This window comes from Streptomyces sp. SID12501, assembly GCF_010550245.1.
In the GTDB taxonomy this organism is placed as follows: domain Bacteria; phylum Actinomycetota; class Actinomycetes; order Streptomycetales; family Streptomycetaceae; genus Streptomyces.
On the sequence record NZ_JAAGLU010000001.1, the window covers coordinates 198,429 to 216,812 of the forward strand.

14 protein-coding genes are annotated in these 18,384 nt (G+C 71.9%); 5 read left to right on the plus strand and 9 right to left on the minus strand.

Annotation, left to right across the window (positions count from 1 at the left end):
* The first annotated feature begins 50 nt into the window (after positions 1-50).
* Positions 51-1,541: an aldehyde dehydrogenase gene (locus G3I71_RS00890; protein WP_164311898.1), complete on the plus strand. Its 1,491-nt coding sequence runs from the start codon at positions 51-53 to the stop codon at positions 1,539-1,541.
* Positions 1,538-2,245, plus strand: a complete 708-nt coding sequence (locus G3I71_RS00895) for a gamma-glutamyl-gamma-aminobutyrate hydrolase family protein (RefSeq protein WP_164311899.1) — start codon at positions 1,538-1,540, stop codon at positions 2,243-2,245. Before G3I71_RS00890 ends, G3I71_RS00895 begins: the two co-directional genes overlap by 4 nt.
* A 143-nt stretch (positions 2,246-2,388) precedes the next feature.
* On the opposite strand, the gene G3I71_RS00900 is transcribed toward G3I71_RS00895, so the two are convergent.
* The 4 genes from G3I71_RS00900 to G3I71_RS00915 form a co-directional block, all read right to left on the minus strand.
* Positions 2,389-4,089: an amidohydrolase gene (locus tag G3I71_RS00900; RefSeq protein ID WP_164311900.1), complete on the minus strand. Its 1,701-nt coding sequence runs from the start codon at positions 4,087-4,089 to the stop codon at positions 2,389-2,391.
* Between the two features lie 112 nt (positions 4,090-4,201).
* A complete protein-coding gene (locus G3I71_RS00905) occupies positions 4,202-5,191 on the minus strand; it encodes an ABC transporter permease (RefSeq protein WP_164311901.1) in 990 nt (329 codons plus the stop codon).
* The gene (locus G3I71_RS00910; RefSeq protein WP_164311902.1) at positions 5,188-6,867 is read right to left on the minus strand and encodes a sugar ABC transporter ATP-binding protein; all 1,680 of its coding nucleotides are present in this window, start codon (positions 6,865-6,867) and stop codon (positions 5,188-5,190) included. The genes G3I71_RS00905 and G3I71_RS00910 overlap by 4 nt, the downstream gene beginning before the upstream one ends.
* Before the next feature lie 9 nt (positions 6,868-6,876).
* A complete protein-coding gene (locus G3I71_RS00915; protein ID WP_164311903.1) occupies positions 6,877-7,908 on the minus strand; it encodes a sugar ABC transporter substrate-binding protein in 1,032 nt (343 codons plus the stop codon).
* A gap of 321 nt (positions 7,909-8,229) precedes the next feature.
* Here G3I71_RS00915 and G3I71_RS00920 point away from each other — a divergent pair, with 321 nt between their 5' ends.
* A complete protein-coding gene (locus G3I71_RS00920) occupies positions 8,230-9,264 on the plus strand; it encodes a LuxR C-terminal-related transcriptional regulator (protein WP_164311904.1) in 1,035 nt (344 codons plus the stop codon).
* 157 nt (positions 9,265-9,421) lie between these two features.
* Positions 9,422-10,105 carry a peptidoglycan-binding protein gene (locus G3I71_RS00925; RefSeq protein WP_343242799.1) on the plus strand — a complete coding sequence of 228 codons (684 nt, stop codon included), beginning with the start codon at positions 9,422-9,424 and terminating at the stop codon, positions 10,103-10,105.
* 45 nt (positions 10,106-10,150) lie between these two features.
* Here the strand turns inward: G3I71_RS00925 and G3I71_RS00930 are convergent, their stop codons facing one another.
* From G3I71_RS00930 to G3I71_RS00950, 5 genes are all read right to left on the minus strand, one after another.
* Entirely contained in the window at positions 10,151-10,534 is a 384-nt protein-coding gene (locus tag G3I71_RS00930) for a hypothetical protein (RefSeq protein WP_164311905.1), read from the minus strand.
* 312 nt (positions 10,535-10,846) lie between these two features.
* Positions 10,847-11,770, minus strand: a complete 924-nt coding sequence (locus G3I71_RS00935) for a MurR/RpiR family transcriptional regulator (protein WP_164311906.1) — start codon at positions 11,768-11,770, stop codon at positions 10,847-10,849.
* Between the two features lie 47 nt (positions 11,771-11,817).
* Positions 11,818-13,377 (minus strand): phospholipid carrier-dependent glycosyltransferase, encoded by a 1,560-nt coding sequence (locus G3I71_RS00940; protein ID WP_239148787.1) that lies wholly within the window; start codon positions 13,375-13,377, stop codon positions 11,818-11,820.
* 302 nt (positions 13,378-13,679) lie between these two features.
* On the minus strand, positions 13,680-15,659 hold the full coding sequence (locus G3I71_RS00945; protein WP_164311907.1) for a phosphatase PAP2 family protein: 1,980 nt from the start codon (positions 15,657-15,659) through the stop codon (positions 13,680-13,682).
* 225 nt (positions 15,660-15,884) lie between these two features.
* A complete protein-coding gene (locus tag G3I71_RS00950) occupies positions 15,885-16,793 on the minus strand; it encodes a BadF/BadG/BcrA/BcrD ATPase family protein (protein WP_164311908.1) in 909 nt (302 codons plus the stop codon).
* A 331-nt stretch (positions 16,794-17,124) separates the two neighbouring features.
* Between G3I71_RS00950 and G3I71_RS00955 the strand changes: the two genes are divergently transcribed.
* The gene (locus tag G3I71_RS00955) at positions 17,125-18,255 is read left to right on the plus strand and encodes an ROK family transcriptional regulator (protein WP_343242800.1); all 1,131 of its coding nucleotides are present in this window, start codon (positions 17,125-17,127) and stop codon (positions 18,253-18,255) included.
* Positions 18,256-18,384: the final 129 nt, after the last annotated feature.

Below are 18,384 nucleotides of genomic sequence, written 5' to 3' on the forward strand. Positions count from 1 at the left end.
GACCGCTCGCTCCCCGCCCACCCACCCATCCATCTGTTCTGGAGGCCCGCATGTCGCCTGTCACCCACGACGAGTGGCTCCGCCGAGCCAAGGCGCCCGTGGTGTACGGCGCACACCACATCGACGGCAGGGACGAACCCGGCGGCGGTGTCACCTTCGCCGTCGTCTCGCCGCGCGACGGTCAGGTGCTGACCGAGGTCGCCGACGGCGGCCCCGCCGAGGTGGACGCCGCCGTGGCCGCCGCCCGCCGGGCCTTCGACACCGGACCCTGGCCGCGCCTCGCGCCCGCCGAACGGGGCAGGGTCCTGCTGCGGCTCGCCGAACTCCTCGAAGAACAGCGCGAGTCGCTCGCCCTGACGGTGACCCTTGAGATGGGCAAGCCGATCACGGACGCGCACGACATCGAACTGCGCGCCGCCATCAACACCTTCCGCTGGTACGGCCAGTTGGCCGACAAACTCACTGACGAGGCCCCGCACACCGCACCCGACGCGCTCGCCCTCGTCACTCGCGAACCGGCCGGTGTCGTCGGAGCGGTCGTCCCCTGGAACTTCCCGCTCACACTGGCCAGTTGGAAGGTCGCCCCGGCACTCGCCGCCGGTTGCACGGTCGTCCTCAAGCCTTCGGAGAACTCCCCGCTGTCCGCCCTCGTTCTCGGCCGGCTCGGCACCGAGGCCGGGCTGCCGCCGGGCGTCCTCAACGTCGTCGCCGGAGACGGTCCGGGAGCCGGACGCGCGCTCGGGCTCCACCCCGGCGTCGACGTACTGGCGTTCACCGGTTCAACGGCTGTCGGTCGTCACTTTCTGCGTTACTCCGCGAACTCCAACCTCAAGCGCGTCTGGCTGGAGCTGGGCGGCAAGTCACCCAACATCATCCTTCCCGACGCCCCCGACCTGGAGAAGGCCGCCGCCACCGCCGCCTGGGGCATCTTCTTCAACCAGGGCGAGATGTGCACCGCGCCCTCGCGACTGCTGGTCCACTCCTCCATCGCCGAGCAGGTCACCGAGTCGATCGTCCGCCGGGCGCGCGAACTGCGCGTCGGTGATCCGCTCGACCCCGCCACGGAGATGGGCGCACTGGTCGGGCAAGCCCATCTGGACCGCGTACTCGACCACATCGGTACGGGCAGGGAGGAGGGCGCGCGCCTGCGCACCGGCGGCAACCGCGTTCTGGAGAGCACCGGTGGCACCTATCTGGAGCCGACCGTCTTCGACCGGGTCGGCCCCGGCGCGCGCCTCGCCCGTGAGGAGATCTTCGGCCCGGTCCTGTCCGTCCTCACCTTCGACGACGTCGACGAGGCGGTACGGCTGGCCAACGCCACCGAGTACGGCCTCGCCGCCGGCCTGTGGACCTCGGACCTGACCACCGCCCACCAGGTCTCGCGGGCGCTGAAGGCCGGCACGGTCTGGGTCAACTGCTACGAGGAGGGCGACCTGACCGTCCCCTTCGGCGGCATGAAGCAGTCCGGCAACGGCCGCGACAAGTCCGCGCACGCCCTGGAGAAGTACACCGAGCTCAAGACCACCTGGATCCAGCTGTGACGACGCGAGCGAGGCCGCTCATCGCGATCCCGGCCCGCTTCGCCACCTCCACGTCCGCGCTGCGCCACGCCGCCGAGGTCAACGCCCGCGCCCTTATCGAGGCGGTCTGGCGGGCGGGCGGCGAACCGGCGAGCATCCATCCGGCCGACAGCGACGTGGCGGCCCGCCTCGCCCGCTTCGACGGTGTCCTGCTCCCAGGCGGCGGCGATCTCGCCCCGCACCTCTACGGCGCCGCCGACACCCACGACACGGTGTACGACGTCGACGACCTCCAGGACACCTTCGACCTCCAAGTCGCCCGCAGCGCACTGGAATCGAGTGTCCCGCTGCTCGCGATCTGCCGCGGCCTGCAGGTCGTCAACGTCGCCCTGGGCGGCACCCTGCACCAGGACATGGGCGGACCGGAGCGCGAACACCGGCACGTCGTCCACCCGGTGACGATCCGTCAGAGCTCGCTGCTGGCAAGGGTCGTCGGCGTCGAGAAGGCTGAGGTGTCCTGCTACCACCATCAGCGCGTCGACCACCCGGGCACAGGTCTGGAAGTCACCGCGACGGCGATGGACGGCACGATCGAGGCACTCGAACTCCCGTACACCCGGGGCTGGTTCACCGCCGTCCAGTGGCATCCCGAGGACACCGCCCACGAGGACCCGGCCCAACAGGCCCTCTTCGACGCGCTGGTGAAAGCGGCCCGGCGCAACTGAGTGAACTCGCGCAGGTCGGAGCCGCCCCGGACCCCAGGGGAGTACGGGGTACGGGGCGGCGGCCCATTTGCCGGGGGCGCGGGGAACTGCGCGACAAGCCCCACCGGTCCAGCGGACGATGAACCGCCCGACCGGTGGAACGCTCACCCTCGTTCGAACACCACCCGCCCGTCGAACACCGTGAGGTCCACCTCGACCTCGGTGATGTCGTGCGGGTCGATGTCCAGCAGCGGCCGGTCCAGCACACACAGGTCGGCGACCCTGCCCGGCTCGATGGTGCCCTTCCAGTCGTCGGCGAAGTCCTGCCAGGCCGGGGTGGCCGTGTAGGCACGCAGCGCCTCGGCCAGCGTCACGCACTGCTCGGGACCGCTGGGCCGGCCGCTGGCCTTCGACTCGCGCAGCAGCATCGCGGCCACACCCTGGCGCCAGTCCGGCGTGGTGATCGGCGCGTCGGAACTCGCGCACACCCGAACCCCGGCCTCGACCGCCGACCGCACCGGCCACTGGTACGCCGACCGCACGGGTCCCACGACCTCGTCCATCAGATCGGAGATGGTCCACTTGATGCCGGGGTTCATGTTGACCCCGTACCCGTGCGCCGCCAGTTTCGCCAGGCTGTCCGGGCCGATGAAGTCGCCGTGGATGACGTAGTGCCGGGCGTCGGCGCGGGGCGAAGCGGTCTCGGCGTCGACGAACGCGTCGACCACGGTGTCGATCGCCCGGTCACCCGTGACGTGCACCCCCAGCTGGAAACCGGCCTCGTGCGCGACCCGGATCATCTCGCGCAGTTCGTCCACCTGGAGCGCGGGCGTTGCCCCGTGCACACACAGTGCGCCGTGGCCGCCCTCGGGATACGGGTCGTTCATCCAGGCCGTACGGTTCGGCGGCACCCCGTCGGCGAAGATCTTCACACCGATGGCGTTGAGGAGCCGGGGATCGGCCGACTCCGGCCGGCGCAGCTCGGCCAGCCCCTTGCGCACGTCGTCGGCGGAACCGCCCATCGGCGCGGGAAGCAGCAGCACGCTGATCCGGGCGTCCAGCTCACCTTCCGCCGCCAGTTCGGCGTACGCCGTCCAGTTGTCGGTGCTCAGCCCGCCGAAGAAGGTCCCGGCACCGCCCGGCCCGAGACCCGGCTCTGTGTAACTGGTGATCCCGCGCGAGTGCAGCTCACGGACCACTCCCTGGATGGCCCGGCGTCGCTCGGCGACGGTGGGGGAGGGGAGCCCGGCCTGCACGAGCCCCTGGGCGGCCTCGCGCAGGATGCCGGTGGGCTGTCCGTCCGGGCCCAGGTCGACGACGCCGCCGCCCGGCGCCGCACTGTCCGCGTCGATGCCGCACGCATGCAGCGCCGCACTGTTGAGCCACGCCATGTGCGAGGAGAAGTCGGTCAGACAGACCGGGTGGTCCGGCGCGACCGCGTCCAGGTCCTCGCGGTGCGGAAGCCGCCGCGGATCGGCGAGACACTCCGCCAGATACCCGGGGTCCCAGCCCAGCCCGACCACCCACTCACCGGCCGGTGCCTCCCGCACCGCTCGATCGACGACTCCGACGATGTCGGCGATCGACCCGACCGTGGGATGGCCGACGTCGAGGGCGAAGGGCGGCTTCGTCATGCCGTATGCGGCCCCGTGCAGATGCGAGTCGTTGATGCCGGGCAGGACCGTACGGCCGTCCAGTTCGACGACGCGGGTGTCCGGTCCGGCGAGTGCGCGCACCTCGGCGTCGGTCCCGACGGCGACGATGTCCCGGCCGCACACGGCGATGCCTTCCGCCACGGTGAAGTCGCCGTCGACGGTGAGGACCTGACCGCCGGTCAGGATCAGGGTGGGAGCGGTGTCGCTCACGCGGAAACCTCTTTCACGCAGTTCACAGGGTTCACGGTGTTGGTGGCGTCAATGGTGTTGGCGGCCCTGGGCGTGTTGACCGCGTTCACACCCGAGAGACCGACGGAAGGGTTCACCGCGCCGAACCGGCCGACCGGGGCGCGAAGTGGGCGAGCGCGGCGCCCGCCACCAGCGCGGTCCCCTGTGCCATCTGCTGCCAGAAGGTGGGCACGTCGAGCAGTGTCAGCCCGTTCTGCAGGCTGCCGAGGAACAGCACGCCGAGCAGCACTCCCAGGACCGACCCGGAACCGCCGGTCAAGGCGACCCCGCCCAGCAGCACGGCGGTCAGCACCGTCAGCTCGAACCCTGCACCCGAGGTCCCGGCGACCGCGCTGTCCAGCACCGACGCCTTGATCGCCCCGGCGAGCGCGGCGGCCACCCCGGTGACGACGAAGAGCGTGAAGGGCGTACGCCGGATGCTGATTCCGGACAGATACGCGGCCTCCCGGTTGACACCGATCGCGAAGACATGCCGCCCGGCCGGTGTGAGTGCCAGGAACAGGGCCCCGGCGAACAGCACGACCGCGGCGATGACGACCGGCGCCGCGATCCCGGCGATCCGCGACCCGCCGAGCCAGGCGAACCCGGAGCCGAACCCGCTGAGCGGCAACGGGAAGAGCTGCTGCGCGAACCCTCGTACGGCGGTCAGCATGCCCAGCGTCACGATGAACGCCGACAGCCCGAAGTAGCAGCACAGCACCCCGTTCACCGCACCGACCGCGGCCCCGGCGGCCAGTCCGCCCAGCACGGCGACGACCGGCGACTGCCCCTGCCCGGCCAGCCACCCGGCGACCAGCCCGCCCAGGGCGAGCGTCGAACCGACGGACAGATCGAGATACCCGCTGATCACCAGCAGTGCGAGGGGCACGGCGACGATGGCGAGGGTGGCCGCGTCGGTGGCGATCCCACGCAGGTTGGCCGGGTCGAGGAAATTCCCTGTCGACACCTGGAACACCAGCACCATCACGGCCAGCACGAGGATCAGCGGATGCCGCCGCACGGTGCCGAGACCGCCCGCGGCGAGGGCGCGCGGGCGCACGAGGACGGAGTCGGCGGTGGTCATACTGCTCCTTCGGCGGGGACGGACTGCTGGTGTGCGGGTGGGGCGTCCGAATTGTCGGAGGGGTAGGAGAGGCCGGAGGAGTCCGACGCGTCGGAGGCGTCGTGCACGGCCGACAGCAGGGCCTCCTCCGTGAGTCCGGCTCCGGACAACTCGCCGACGACCCGGCCCCCGGCGACGACGAGGCACCGGTCGGCGAGCGCGACGATCTCCTCCGGGTCACTGGAGGCGAACAGCACGGCCGTGCCCCGGTCGGCGGCGAGGGAGCGCACGACGCGGTAGATCTCCTGCCGGGCACCCACGTCGACGCCCTGGGTCGGCTCGTCGAGGAGCAGTGCGCGGATGTCCCGGGTGTCGTTGATCCATCGGCCGAGGACCAGTTTCTGCTGGTTCCCGCCGGAGAACGAGGCAGCCGGCAGCCGGGGCCGTGCCGGACGCAGGCCCACCGCACCGGCCAGCGCCTCGAACACCCGCCGCTCGGCGCCGAGTGCCCGTACGCCGTACCGGGACAGCGGGCGCACCGCGGGAAGCAGCGCGTTGTCCCGGGCGCTCAGCGTGGGGAACAGTCCCTGTCTGCGCCGGTCCGCCGGGACGAGGGCGATCCCGGCGGCCAGCGCGTCGCCGGGGCGGGCGGCTGCGACGGTTCGGTCACCGACCCGCACGGTGCCGCCGGAAGCGCGGCGCCTGCCGTACAGGGTCTCCAGGATGCGCGTACGACCGGAACCGATGAGCCCGTACAGCCCGACCCGTTCACCGCTGCCCACGGTGAGGGTGACGGGCCCGAAGCCGGGGCCCCGCAGGCCCTCCAGAACCAGGCCACCGGAGGAGGAGCCCACACCCCGCGCCGATGGACCGGCGGGGGAGGCCGTGGCGCGGGGTGTGGTGTCGGTGTCGGAACCGTGATCGGGACCGGGGGCCACGGCTTCGGCCGGCCGGCCCTCGGGGGGCGTGTCGGCCGGTCGTCCGGCGATGGCGGCGACCAGGTCCCGCCGGCGCTGACCCGTGCCCACCGCGTGATGGGCGACCCGGCCGTCCCGCAGGACGGTGACCGCGTCCGCGAGGCGTTCGACCTCCGCCAGCAGGTGGGTGACGTAGACGATGGCCAGTCCCTGGGTGCGCAGGTCCTCGACCCGCTCGGCCAGGGCGTCGCTCTCGGCGGTGGACAGGGCGGCGGTCGGCTCGTCGAGGACCAGGACCGAGGCGCTGCGGCTGAGCGCCTTGGCGATCTCCACCAACTGGCGCTGCCCCATGGGGAGTTCGCCGACCCGGTCGCGTGGTGAGCAGGTCGCCGCCACGCGTTCCAGGAGTCCGGTGGCGACCTGTTCCTGGGCGCGTCGGTCGATCCGGCCGTACCGCGTCCATTCCTGGCCGAGGAAGATGTTCTCGGAGACGGTGAGTGCGTCGACCACACTCAGTGTCTGGAAGATGATCGCCACACCCGCCGCGATCGACTCGCGCGGGCTCAGCCGCTCGTACGCCCGCCCGCCGACCTCGATCGTGCCCGCGTCCGGCGGGTAGGCCCCACCCAGGCACTTGATGAGCGTGGACTTGCCGGCGCCGTTGTGCCCGAGGAGGGCGTGGACCTGTCCCATCGGCACGGTCAGGTCCACGCCGTCCAGGGCCCGGACCCCGCCGAAGGACTTGGTCAGTCCGCGGATCCGGAGACTCACCTCCGTCATGACGGTCCCCTAGCCGTTCTGGGCGAGCAGCGCGTCGATCTTCGCCGTGTCCCGGGGGCCGACGAGCGTTATCGGCACCTCCACGCCGGGGTCGGCCTTGCCCGCGGCGACGGCGAGCGGCACGTCCACGATGGCGTTCGCGATGTCCTGCGGGGCGAGTGCGGCCGAGGCGCGGTAGAACGTGCCCGCCTTGATCGCGAGGAGCGAGGGCGCCGCGCCGTCCTGCCCGCCGACGAACGTCTTCGCGTCGTCCTTCGCCCGTCCCGTCTGTTCCAGGGCTTTGTAGCCGCCGTACGCCGACGCGTCCGTGACCCCGAGCACCAGGTTGAGGTCGGGATGCTTGGCCAGGATGGCCTTGGTCCTCGTCAGACCCGTGTCCGGGTCGATGGCCTGCTCCTGGGCGACCACGTCGACGCCCGGCGCCAGTTTGGTGAAGGCGTCGACCATGCCCTTGGTGCGCTCGCGGCCCAGTTCGATCGTGCTGTCGGTGAGGAAGGCGATCTTGCCCTTGCCGCCCAGGTTCTCCAGCGCCCACTTGGCCGCCGCCTCGCCGAGCAGGGCGCCGCCCTCCCGGAAGCTGAACCGGATGTCGGCGCTCTGGTTCTCGAGCGTGCCGCCGTACGTCACCCAGATCAGTCCGGCGTCCAGTGCGGCCTTGGCGATCGTTTCGGTGGCCTCGAAGACCATGGGGAACGACACGATCGCGGGTGTCTTGCGGGCGACCCAGGTGTTGAGGTTGGTCGCCTGGGTGTCGGGGCTGCTGCCGTCGCTGGTCGTCAGCAGGGAGACCCCGTGCTTCTTCGCGGCGGCCGTGGAGAGCTTCACCAGCGTCGCGTAGAGCGGGAGTTGGGTGAACGGATAGTCCAGGCCGATCTTTGCCAGGGGCTCGGCGGACCCCTTGGCGGCGGCATTCTGCCCCGACGCCGCCGCGCTGCTGCCGGGTGCCGAACAGCCCGCGGCGGCGAGGGAGAGGGCCGCGCCGGACCAGGCGAGGAACTGTCTGCGCGAGGCCGCGGAGTCGGCGAACGGGGATGTGATCATGGCGGTGCTCTCCCAGGGAAGGTGCCCGTCGGGGGCGGGCTGCGAGGGGTGCGGCAAGGGGCTGGTGACGCTTCCGGTCACGAGGACCGGCCGTGCCGACCAGAAAAGACCCCCGCGCCCCGCAGCACCATCCGTACAAATACCGACCCCGTCCCGCCCCCGTCCCGACCCCGCGCCCTCCGTGATCCACCCCGGCGGTCCGGTCGGGACCGATCCGGTCACGTCGCGGCGAACGTCTTGCCCGGCGCGGGGTGCGGCCCTACGTTAGGGGCCAAACGACTTCGCTGCTGGATGACACCCGGGCAGCTCCCGGAGGCGCGCATGCTCAGCCACCACCAGATCGCGGCGGCCACCCGCATCGGCATGCTCACGCGCGAGCGCGACACCGTGTCGGCGTGCTCCCAGGCCCTGGAGGAACTCGGCCGGGCGCTGCCCCTCGACCTGGCGACCCTGCTGTCGATCGACCCGCTGACCGGCGAGCACGTCCAGGTCGCCGGCATCGGCTACACCGCCGAGAACTCGCAGGCGATGGCCGCCGAGTTCGTCGACACCCCCTGGTACCGCAACGTCGTCCGCCAGGACATGCCGCCCTCCATCTCCGAGGACGCCGACGACCCCGGCCAGCGCTTCCGGCACGGCTGGTTCTACGCCGAGCGGGTCCGCCCGGCCGGTCTGCGCGACGCCATGACCGGAGCGCTCCGGCACGACGGACGACTTGTCGGCCTGATCAACCTCTCGACCCGCGACGCGGACGCCTACGACACCGAGGCCCGTCACCTTCTCGCCTCCGTCATCCCCGCGCTCGGAGCGCTCGTCGACCCGACGGCACACACCGGCGACCTGCACGGACTGCCGGCCGAGGGCGCGGCGAGCCTCGTCTCCGAGGGCGGCAGCGTCGATCTGCCGGGGCGGGAGCGCGCCCGGGTGGCGGCGGACGAGGAGTTCCGTCCCCTGCTGCGTGCCTTCGCCGGGACGGGCGGCCGACGGCTGCGGCTGCTGTGGCCGCTCGACGGAACCTGGTACCGCGTCTCCCTGCACCGGCACATCACGGCCCCGGGTATGGCCGGCCCGGCGGAGGCGGTACTGGTCCACGAGACACCGACCGAACTGCCGTACGGGCTCAGCCCGCGCGAACTGGAAGTGCTCACGCGGGCCGCCACCGGACAGACCAACCAGGCCATCGCACAGGCGCTGTTCCTGTCCCCGCGGACCGTCCACAGCCACATCGAACATCTGCTGCGCAAGACCGGCGCCGCCTCCCGCGCCGAGGCCACCGCCCTCGCGGTCCGCGACGGCCTGCTGCGCCCGGCGCCTGACCACCTCGACCACTTCGTCGAGCGGGCCGGCCTGAGCTGAGGCGGTGCCGGACGCCGGACTTCCCGCAACCTCTGCCCGCCGCACTGAACCCGGTGGCATCTGAACGCGTATCACTTCACGGAGCCAACGGCCTTGCCGTACGCGGCTCGTACGAAGTCGTACGCAGGAGAACGCTGGGAATGTGAAGGGGAGCAGAGTGTCGACACCGCCCGCACCAGGCCGGCCGGAAGGCCGCCGACCCCTGGAGCCGACGCGCGTGGTGCGTCGTCGCCGCACCGAGTCACTGGCGCAGCTCATGCGGGAGCACGCGGAGGCGATGTCCGGGATCCCGGAGGGCTACGAGTCCGTGCCCCTGCCCCGGCCCGCGCCCCGCCCGGCTCCCGGCGCCGAGGACACGACGCAGGAGTTGCCCCCCGTGTCCCGCCGCCGACGTGTCAATCGCGCGGAACGCACCGACAGGGGCTTCGGGTTCGGCCCGAACCTGCGCCGGGCCGCTGTCGTGGTCGCCGTCGGCGCGGCGGCCCTGGTCGGCTTCGGGTCGGCCCTGCTGCTCCCGGGCAGCGCCGAGGGCGACGAGGTCCGGCCTGCGCCCTCGGTCACCCCGGCCACCACTCCCGCCCCGTCGGCGCCCGTCGCGGCAGACCCGGACGGCCCGGGGACCCTGCGTGAGGGGGCCAGCGGCCCCGAGGTGACGGACCTGCAGGAACGTCTGCTGCGCATCCCGGACGTCTACACCCACGGCGCCACGAGCGGCAGTTACGACACCGCCCTCACCGAGGCCGTGGCCCGCTTCCAGCTCTGGTACGGCATCCGTGGCGACGAGTCGGGCGTCTACGGTGACGACACGCGCAAGGACCTGGAGTCCCGTACGGCGTCCTGAACGCCCTGGTGACGGACGGCCGGCCAGGTACGCAGGCGGGCGGGCTCAGCGGGCGGCGTGGGCGTCGACCAGGGCCTGGGTGACCGCGCGGATGCTGCGGGCGATGTGCTGGATCTGGAGCACCTCGGCGGCGTACATCTTGATCGTGTGCTCGATGACCGACTCGCTCAGGCCGAGGCCGGGCAGGTCGGCGCGGGCCGTCTGGAGGGCGGTGCGGGCTACGCGGATCTCGTGCTGGACCTGGATGTGCGCGTGGCGGGCCAGCAGGACGGGGTGGCGGATCAGCGTGGGGTAGCCCGCGTAGCGCGTCGGCACGAGCTCGCGCAGCCACTTGACCGCCGAGCGCTCCCAGTCGTAGCTGCCGGGGATCTTGACCTGACAGGGCCAGTCCGGGCTGATCCGTGTGGTCATCGTGGACGTCATGGGCATGGTTCATCGCTTCCGGGAGTGCGGCGTCGACAGGGTGGTGCGACGGGATTCAGCGGCCCCGGCCCAGGGGATGGCCGGGGCCGCAACGGGCATTCGCGCAGGCGACACCCGTCCGGACACCCGCGGCGCCGACGCGGGTAGGAGACGGCGGCAGCGGGTGCGCAGGCGCGGATCGTGTTCCGGAGTCCCACCGGGACGCGATCCGTGAGCAGTATTTATATATACCGTCCGCTTTGCAAGAAGTATGAAAAAATTCATGCACAAAACGGGATGAACACCCATACGACCCGTACGAGGGCACAGGCTGCCGATTCAGTCCCGGAGAAAGAACTGGTGCAGGTCGGCGCTCTGCTCGTAGTCCTCCAGGCGCCCCTGTGTCCGCTCCGGATCGGCGTCCGTCATGGCCTGGAGCAGTGCCGCCGACAGCACCGCGGGCCCGGCGTACGAGTCGAACACCAACCGGGAGCCCGTGCCGGTGGCGAAGGTGACGTCGGCCTCGTCGGCCAGCGGACCGAGGGCCAGGTCGGTGATCAGGGCCACCCGCAGCCCGGCCCGCCGGGCGACCCGCACCGCGGTGAGCGTCTCCTGTGCGTGCCGGGGCATCGAGAACGCCAGCACCCAGGTGCCCCCGGCCTCCCGCGACTGGAGGACCGCGTCGTAGGCGACACTGCCGCCCCGGGTCACCAGCCGTACGTCGGGGTGGATACGTCGGGCGGCGTAGGCGAAGTACTCGGCCAGCGACCCGGAGATACGCAGGCCGAGCACGGTCAGCGGAGTCGAGCGCGACAGGCTCCGGCCCACCTCGATCACCCGGTCGGGGTCGGCGAAGTCGCGCCGCAGGTTCTCCAGGTTCGCGATCTCGGCGTCCACGGCCGCCTGGAGTTCGTTGCTCCGGTTCTCCTCCGCCGTGCCCGGCGCGCTCGCGAGGGTGCTGAGCGCGATGGCCTGGAGCCTCTCGCGCAGCGCGGGGTAGCCGCTGAAGCCGACGGCCGCCGCGAACCGGGTCACCGACGGCTGGCTCACGCCCACCCGGTCCGCCAGGTCCGTGATCGACAGGAAGGCGGCCTCGGTGATGTGCTCGATCAGATACTGCGCGATGCGCCGCTGTCCGGGGGAGAGCCGGGGCCCGTCGAACAACTCCCGCAGCCTGGAGGTCGGCGCCGCTTCCACCTCCGGGGCGGTCTTGCCCGAGGTGATCGCGGATGCCTGGGCGCGTGCCTGCTGCAGCGATGGCACCGATGTGCCTCGTTCGTCTCCCACAGCGACTCAACATAGCTCACCGTTCACCTGCGGAAGATCGTGATCGAGTGGCCGACCTCGTCGACCTCGTGGCTGCTGTGGATCAGGCGTGCCAGTCGACCCCGCGCCTTGGCGACGGACGAGTCCGACACCACCAGCACTCCGCGCACCTTCCGTTCGGGCCGGCCGCGCGGATCGGACGCGTGGATCCCGTAGTGCGACGGCACCCCGCTGCCCTTGTAGACCAGCCAGACCCGCTGCCCCGCGTACCGGTCCCGCAGCCGGTCCGCGAGCCGTCCCAGGTCCTGGCCCCAGTCGACGTTGGAGTCGTGCAGCCGCTCGTGCGTCTTCGTGGTTGAGCCGAACGCCTCGTTGGAGTAGGGCAGATAGAACGGGAACGTCCGCAGCGAACTGACCGCCACGAACGCCAACAGCCCAGCCGCCGCGACCGGCACCCACCGGCGCCGCAGCGCGAGCACACCGACCGCCGCCACCGCCCCGAACATCGGCACGAAGATGGCGTAGCGCACCCCGAAGTCCCGCTGCCCGGCCATGGCCGCGGCCAGCAGCACCGCCGCCGGAAGTAGCAAGTAGGGTGCGGTGGGCCGTAGTTGACGGACCTTCAAGAACGCGACCGTGCCCGCCGCCCACAGCGCCAGCATGCCGAGCGGTGTCTTCACCAGGAGCGCCGCCGGCAGGTAGTACCAGAGGGAACCCTCGTAGTGCCGCCCGAAGAGGAAGCCCTCCCAGTGCGCGTTCTCCAGGCCGAACTGCAGCCGCATCCCGTCGCGGTAGGCCTCCGGGAAGGGCAGCAGGCCGGTCAGCTGCCCCCGCAGCCCGTGCACGGCCGGTACCTCGCCGGGGGACGGCGTCCAGCGCAGCCGAGGATCGACGGCGAGGTACGACGCCCATACGACGGCCACCGTGACCAGCGCCACCAGGGCCGCGCCAGCGACAGCCCGCGCGAGCAGCTTCAGCCGTGCTCCCGGATCCGCCGTGCGCCGGGCACGCCACACCGACAGGCCGGCCAGCAGGAGCAGCACGGGGACGGCGGCGAGGGTGTTCATCTTCGTGGCCACGGCAGCCCCGAGCGCGGCTCCGGCGAGCGGGAGATACAGGCGGGGCCGCCACCTCGCCCGCCACAGCAGCCACACCGACGTCAGCACGAACCCGGCCGCCGGTACGTCGAGCGTGGCCAGCGAGCCGTGCGCGATGACGTCCGGCGAGAACGCGAAGAGAGTGAGCGCCCCCAACCCGCCGACCGCACCGGCGAGTTCACGGCCGAAGGCGAACACCACCAACCCGAAGAGCAGCGTCAGCGCGATCACCGGCGCCCGCGCCCACAGCATCAGCCGCCAGGGGTCGTTGCCGGACTCGTAGAGCAGATGCCGGCCCACATGGCTCTGGTCGCCGACATAGGCCCGGTCGAAGTGCGGATCGGCCGCGGCCACCCCGGCGGCGATGATCAGCTTGCCCAGCGGCGGGTGCTCGGGGTTGAGGCGCAGGCTGCGCTCGTGGAGATGGACGGCCGCCGTGCCGACGTACACAGGCTCGTCGATGGTGGGCGTCTGCTCCACCGCCGTCGTGACCATCGCCACGGCCATCTGGAGGAGCAGGACGGCCACGGCGAGCAGGACCAGCGGACGACGGTGGCGTCTGAGACGGGCGAGCAGTCGCGCGCGTCCGGTCGGGGTACCCCGCGCGGCGGGGGCGGCACCGGGGAGCACCTCCTCCGGAGCCTCGGAGCCGGGCGGGCTCCCCACGTCCGGGGGAGTCCTGAGGTCGAGAACCGTGTGCCGATCGTGCGTCATCGTCCGCCCCACGGTGACGCGGACCGCGCGGCGGGAGTGATCCGGAGCCGGGCCATGGCCCTACTCTCGCATCAGCTCCCGCCCCGCAGCGTGCATTACCGCTTCAGGAGTCGTACCGACAGACCCTTTGCCGTGTAGACGGGTACGGCGCGGATCTTGTCCGAGTTGACCACGACACGGGTGAAGTGGCCATGGATCGCCGAAGCGGCTATGACGGGGACGACGCTGCCCACGGTCGGCGGGTTCTTGGCGTCGAGGGTCAGCGACAGGAGGTTGCCCTTCCCGAGCTGCACCTGTCGAGCCACCGTCACGACCTCCTTGTGACGGTCCTTGCGCAGCGTGACCGCCAGCGTTCCCGCCTCCTGGACGTACGAGCCGTGCAGCTGCAGCGACTCGGTCACTCGCAGCGTCCCGGCCTGCACGCGGACGTCGCCGCGGCCCAGCGCGTGGGACGAGGCCGAGACCAGCGTGCCGGCCTTGAGGACCGTCCCGCCCGCGTAGGTGTTCTGGCCGGTCAGGGTGAGCTTGCCGGTGCCGGTCTTCGTCAGCCTGCCCCGGCCGTCGATGTCGTTGCGCCAGGCGTCGGCCGCACCGAAGCCGTGGGCCGCCGCGTCGAGCGTGACGGTCACGTCGGACTCGAAGGAGCCGTAACCGTCCGCCGCGGCGAACAGGTTGAGCCGCCCCCACTGCTCGAACCCGTCGAGCAGGACGTACCCGGAGGGCAGCGCGGTCGAGCGCAGCACCGCCCGGCGCTGGTCCGCCGTCAGATAGGGAAGTCGTGTCTCCAGCAGTACTTCGGCGCCCTTCGGCACGGTCAGCGGCGTGGAGCGGCCCTGCCGGTTCAGGACGTACGTCAGCTTGGGCGTGACCAGGGCGAGGTTCGCGGCCCGGTCGGCGTACTTGTCCTGGGCGTCGGAGTGCGCGTAGGCGAACAGCGTGTCGGCCGTCGTGCCCGTCTTGGCCTGGAAGTACTCGGCGGCCTGCTTGACCGCGGCGGCCTTGAGCGCGGTGTTCTCCGGCTTGTACAGCACGGCGGCGGCCAGCGCGGTGGCCATGATCCGGCCGCCGATGACGTCGACCGTGGAGTGCATGCCGGACATGATCCGGGTGTGGCTCAGCTCGAAGGCGCGGGTCACGATCTCCTGGAAGCGCTCCGGGACCGCGTACGCGTACGCCAGGGCCGCCAGGTGGAAGGCGTTGGTGTGACCGCTGGGGAAACCGCCGTCCTCGGCCGGGACGTCGCTGCGCTGCCGCAGCAGCTGCGTCACCACGACGACATCGGAGTCGTAGACCGGGTAACCGAGTCCGTCGACCGATCCGGTGTCGACGACCTGGCTGTCCTCGTTCATCCGCCACGGCCGCGGGTACTGGAAGCTGTACTTGGCGGGGTTGCTGGAGGTGAAGTCCCCGCGCACGGTGTCGACGAGCTTGGCCACCTGGCCGAGGTCCGAGTCGTACGAGCCGGCGCCCAGCGCGGAGCCCGCGGGCGCGCCGGCCGGGACGGCGTCGTTGATCTTGGCCGCCGGGATGCTGTGCGGGGCCGCGGTGATCGAGGTGACCGCCTTGGCGCCCGAACGGTACAACTCGGCCAGCGGGCCCAGCCCGTTGATGACGGCGTAGCTCTGGTGCTGGCGGTCGTAGACGAACGCTTCCCTCGCCTGCGCCTCCGTGCGCAGCCCGGTGAGCTGGATGCTGTACCGCACGTTGGCGCGCAGGACCGAGGGCTGCAGCGGCGTGCCCGTGTTCCAGGCGTCACCGGTCTTCCACACCTTGGCGAAGCCGTCGAGGGCGCGGATGACCGCGTTGGTCTCGGGCGTCGAGTTGGCGACGATGTTGGTGCTGTAGTCGTCGACGAACGCGAGAGGCGCGGTTGCGGTTGCGGTCGTCGCGTCGGCCGCCACCGCGAGAGGCGTGGCGGCCTTCGCGTCGGCCGCGGCCAGCCAGCTGACGGCGGTCGGCGCGGCGAGGAGACCCGCCGACGCGCCGAGGGAGGTACGGAGGAACTTGCGTCTGTCGACCGCGAGTTCACGGCCACGGGCCGACGGGGTGGCGTGGTGCCCGGCTGCTGACGGCATGCGATGCCTCTCTTGAGTTCTTCGGCCCTGCGGCCGGGTGACGACGTGCGGACGGCAGTACCCCAGGTGCGCATGGGGCGCATGGGGCGCATGGGGTTTATGCGGCCTGTGTGTTGTGTGTTTCCGGAGGAGGAAGCGCACAGTACGGGGAGTACGAGCGAAGATCTACGGCCGGAGCGTGTACCGGTGCCCATGGTCCGGCGACGACGAGACGGCCATGAACTGTCATGCGAGTGAACGAGCCAGCGCCACGGCCCCTTCGACCGGCGGCACCCGCAACGGCCGTAGCCGGGCACCGGGGAGGAGTATGGCAAGTGACGCCAGCAGTGCGTCGTGCAGGGCGGGTTGAGCGAGCACCGTACCGCCCGAGACCACCACGTCGTCGACGGGGACCCCGCGTTCGGCCAGCCGGACCACGAGTGACGCCAGGGACCGGCCGCCCTCGGCGACCACCTCACCGGCCACCAGGGAGCCGCTCGCGACGGCCTCGAACACCACGGGAGCGTGCCGTCCCCACTCCGCGGAGATGTCGGTGGCCTTCTCCAACGCGGCGCCGAGGGCGGGTACTTCGCTCACCCCGAACGCGGATATGAGCCCCTCGGCGAGGGTGTCGGGCGCCTCGCCCCGGTCATGGGCGGCCCAGACGGCCCGCGCGGCCTCGCGTACGAGACCCGCGGCCCCTCCTTCGTCGCCGAGTGCCGCGCCCCAGCCGCCGACCTGTACGAGAGTGCCGTCGAGGCGCCGTCCCACGGCCACCGAGCCGGTGCCGGCGACCAGCCCGACACCCTTGTCCAGTCCCGCTGCCGGGACCAGCAGTTCGGCGTCGCCGACGACCAGACACGGCACACCGAGACGCCCCTGGAGCACGGAGCGGATCTCCTCGCACTGCCGGGGCGTCTCACAGGCGTGGGCGCCGACGGCCACCGAGGAGGGACGGGCGCCCGCGGGCAGCGCCTCGTCGACCAGAGCGCACAGCCAGTCGGCGGCGGCCACCGGATCGTGTGGCTGCCAGCCGGCGCTCGGGCGGACGTGATCGGCGGTCAGATCGTCCCCGGCGCAGGCGCGCAGGTGCGTCTTGGTGCCGCCCACGTCGATGCCCACGACGAGCGGGCGCGGGAAGGGGGAGTCCTGCACGGATCCTCTTTACGTCGTTGCACTGTGGCTGCGACGGTGGGCGAACCGTGCCTGGAGCAGGGAAAACCTGATGTACGGAAGAGCTAGGGAAGCCCCGGGACGGGCCTCTGAGCGGACACGGCAGGCGACTACCGTGACATTCGTTAGGAAGTTAACTAACGAAGTACAGTGCGTGTCAAGAGGTATCGCGCACCCGACAGCGGCGGTGGACCGACCGGGCCGGAACGCGGCGGGAAACCGCGATACCAGGGCATCCCATCGCCGCACTCCCACGACATCGAGCTACCGGGGGAGTGCGGCCCTCGACCTTGGGGAGACTGTGGAACATGACGTGGCGAAGGCCCCCCGCCTGACCGAGAGCGCGAGCGCGGTGTTCGCCGTGCTGGCCGGGGCGGGCACGGCCACCCGGCCGCAGCTCGCGATACTGGCGGGCCTGTCGAAGCCGACCGTGTCCTCCGCCGTGGCGGAGCTGGAGAACGCCGGGCTCGCCGCCCACTCGGGCATCGCCTCCGGCGGTACGGGCCGTTCCGCCGCCGTGTACGGACTCGGTCCGGCGGCCGGCTCCGTACTCGCCGTCGACCTCGGCCCCGCCCTGACCCGGGTGCGTGGCTGCGCCCTGGACGGCACCCTGCTCGCCGAAGCCACCGGTCCCCGTGAGGAGGCCGCCGACGTGGTGCGCGAAGCGCTGTCCGCGCTCCCCGCCGACGCTCCGCTGCGCACCATCGTCGTGGCCGTCGGTGATGTCACCGCGCGCGCCGAGGAGGGCACCGTGCGTCCGGCGACCGCCAAGGCGGGACCCGTCTTCGACGCGGTGGCCGTGGCGCTGCCGCCCGGGGTGCCCGTCCACCTGGAGAACAACGTCAACTGCGCCGCGCTCGCCGAGCTGCACGAGGGCGCGGCGCGCGGCCGGCACACCTTCGGCTATCTGCGGATCGGTGTCGGTATCGGTCTCGGAATCGTCGTGGGGGGGCAGGTGCTGGCCGGGGCCAACGGTGCGGCCGGAGAGCTCGCCCGGCTGCCCTACCCCTGGGACGACGACCTGGAGCCCCGCCACGAGGCCCTGGAGGAGTACATCGGCGCCCGCTCCCTGCTGCGCCGGGCCGCCGAGGTCTGGCCGGAATCCGACGGTTCGTGCCCCCGTACCGCCGAACGGCTGTTCTCGCTGGCCGGACAGGGCGGCGTCACGGCCCGCGCGATCGTCGACCGGCACGCGGTGGACGTGGGCCGGCTGGCCGCCGCGGTGACCGCCGTACTGGACCCCGGGCTGCTTGTCCTGGGCGGCAGTACCGGCGCGTATCCGCAGCTCCTGCCCGGTGTGCGGGCCGAGCTGGAGCGGCTGAGCTGGCCCACCGAAGTGGTCAGCAGTCAGGTCGGTGATCTCGGCACCGTGGTGGGCGCGGCGCGGCTCGCGGTCGCCAGAGGAGTCCAAACCGTGACCGAGGCGGCGGGGAAGAAGGATTGACGGTTTCGGACTCGGTCTGCCAATGTCCGGACAAGCGCTTTCTAGGTCGGCCGGGACGCCGACTTGGGGCGAGCCTCCCGCCCGTACTCGACGTACGGCAACCGCACGAGGGCGTGCCCGTGCGGTGAC

Coding starts and splice junctions, on each gene's coding strand:
- G3I71_RS00890 (WP_164311898.1), top strand. CDS start 51: ATGTCGCCTGTCACCCACGACGAGTGGCTCCGCCGAGCCAAGGCGCCC.
- G3I71_RS00905 (WP_164311901.1), bottom strand. CDS start 5,191: ATGACCACCGCCGACTCCGTCCTCGTGCGCCCGCGCGCCCTCGCCGCG.
- G3I71_RS00910 (WP_164311902.1), bottom strand. CDS start 6,867: ATGACGGAGGTGAGTCTCCGGATCCGCGGACTGACCAAGTCCTTCGGC.
- G3I71_RS00915 (WP_164311903.1), bottom strand. CDS start 7,908: ATGATCACATCCCCGTTCGCCGACTCCGCGGCCTCGCGCAGACAGTTC.
- G3I71_RS00920 (WP_164311904.1), top strand. CDS start 8,230: ATGCTCAGCCACCACCAGATCGCGGCGGCCACCCGCATCGGCATGCTC.
- G3I71_RS00930 (WP_164311905.1), bottom strand. CDS start 10,534: ATGCCCATGACGTCCACGATGACCACACGGATCAGCCCGGACTGGCCC.
- G3I71_RS00940 (WP_239148787.1), bottom strand. CDS start 13,377: ATGGCCGTGGCGATGGTCACGACGGCGGTGGAGCAGACGCCCACCATC.
- G3I71_RS00945 (WP_164311907.1), bottom strand. CDS start 15,659: ATGCCGTCAGCAGCCGGGCACCACGCCACCCCGTCGGCCCGTGGCCGT.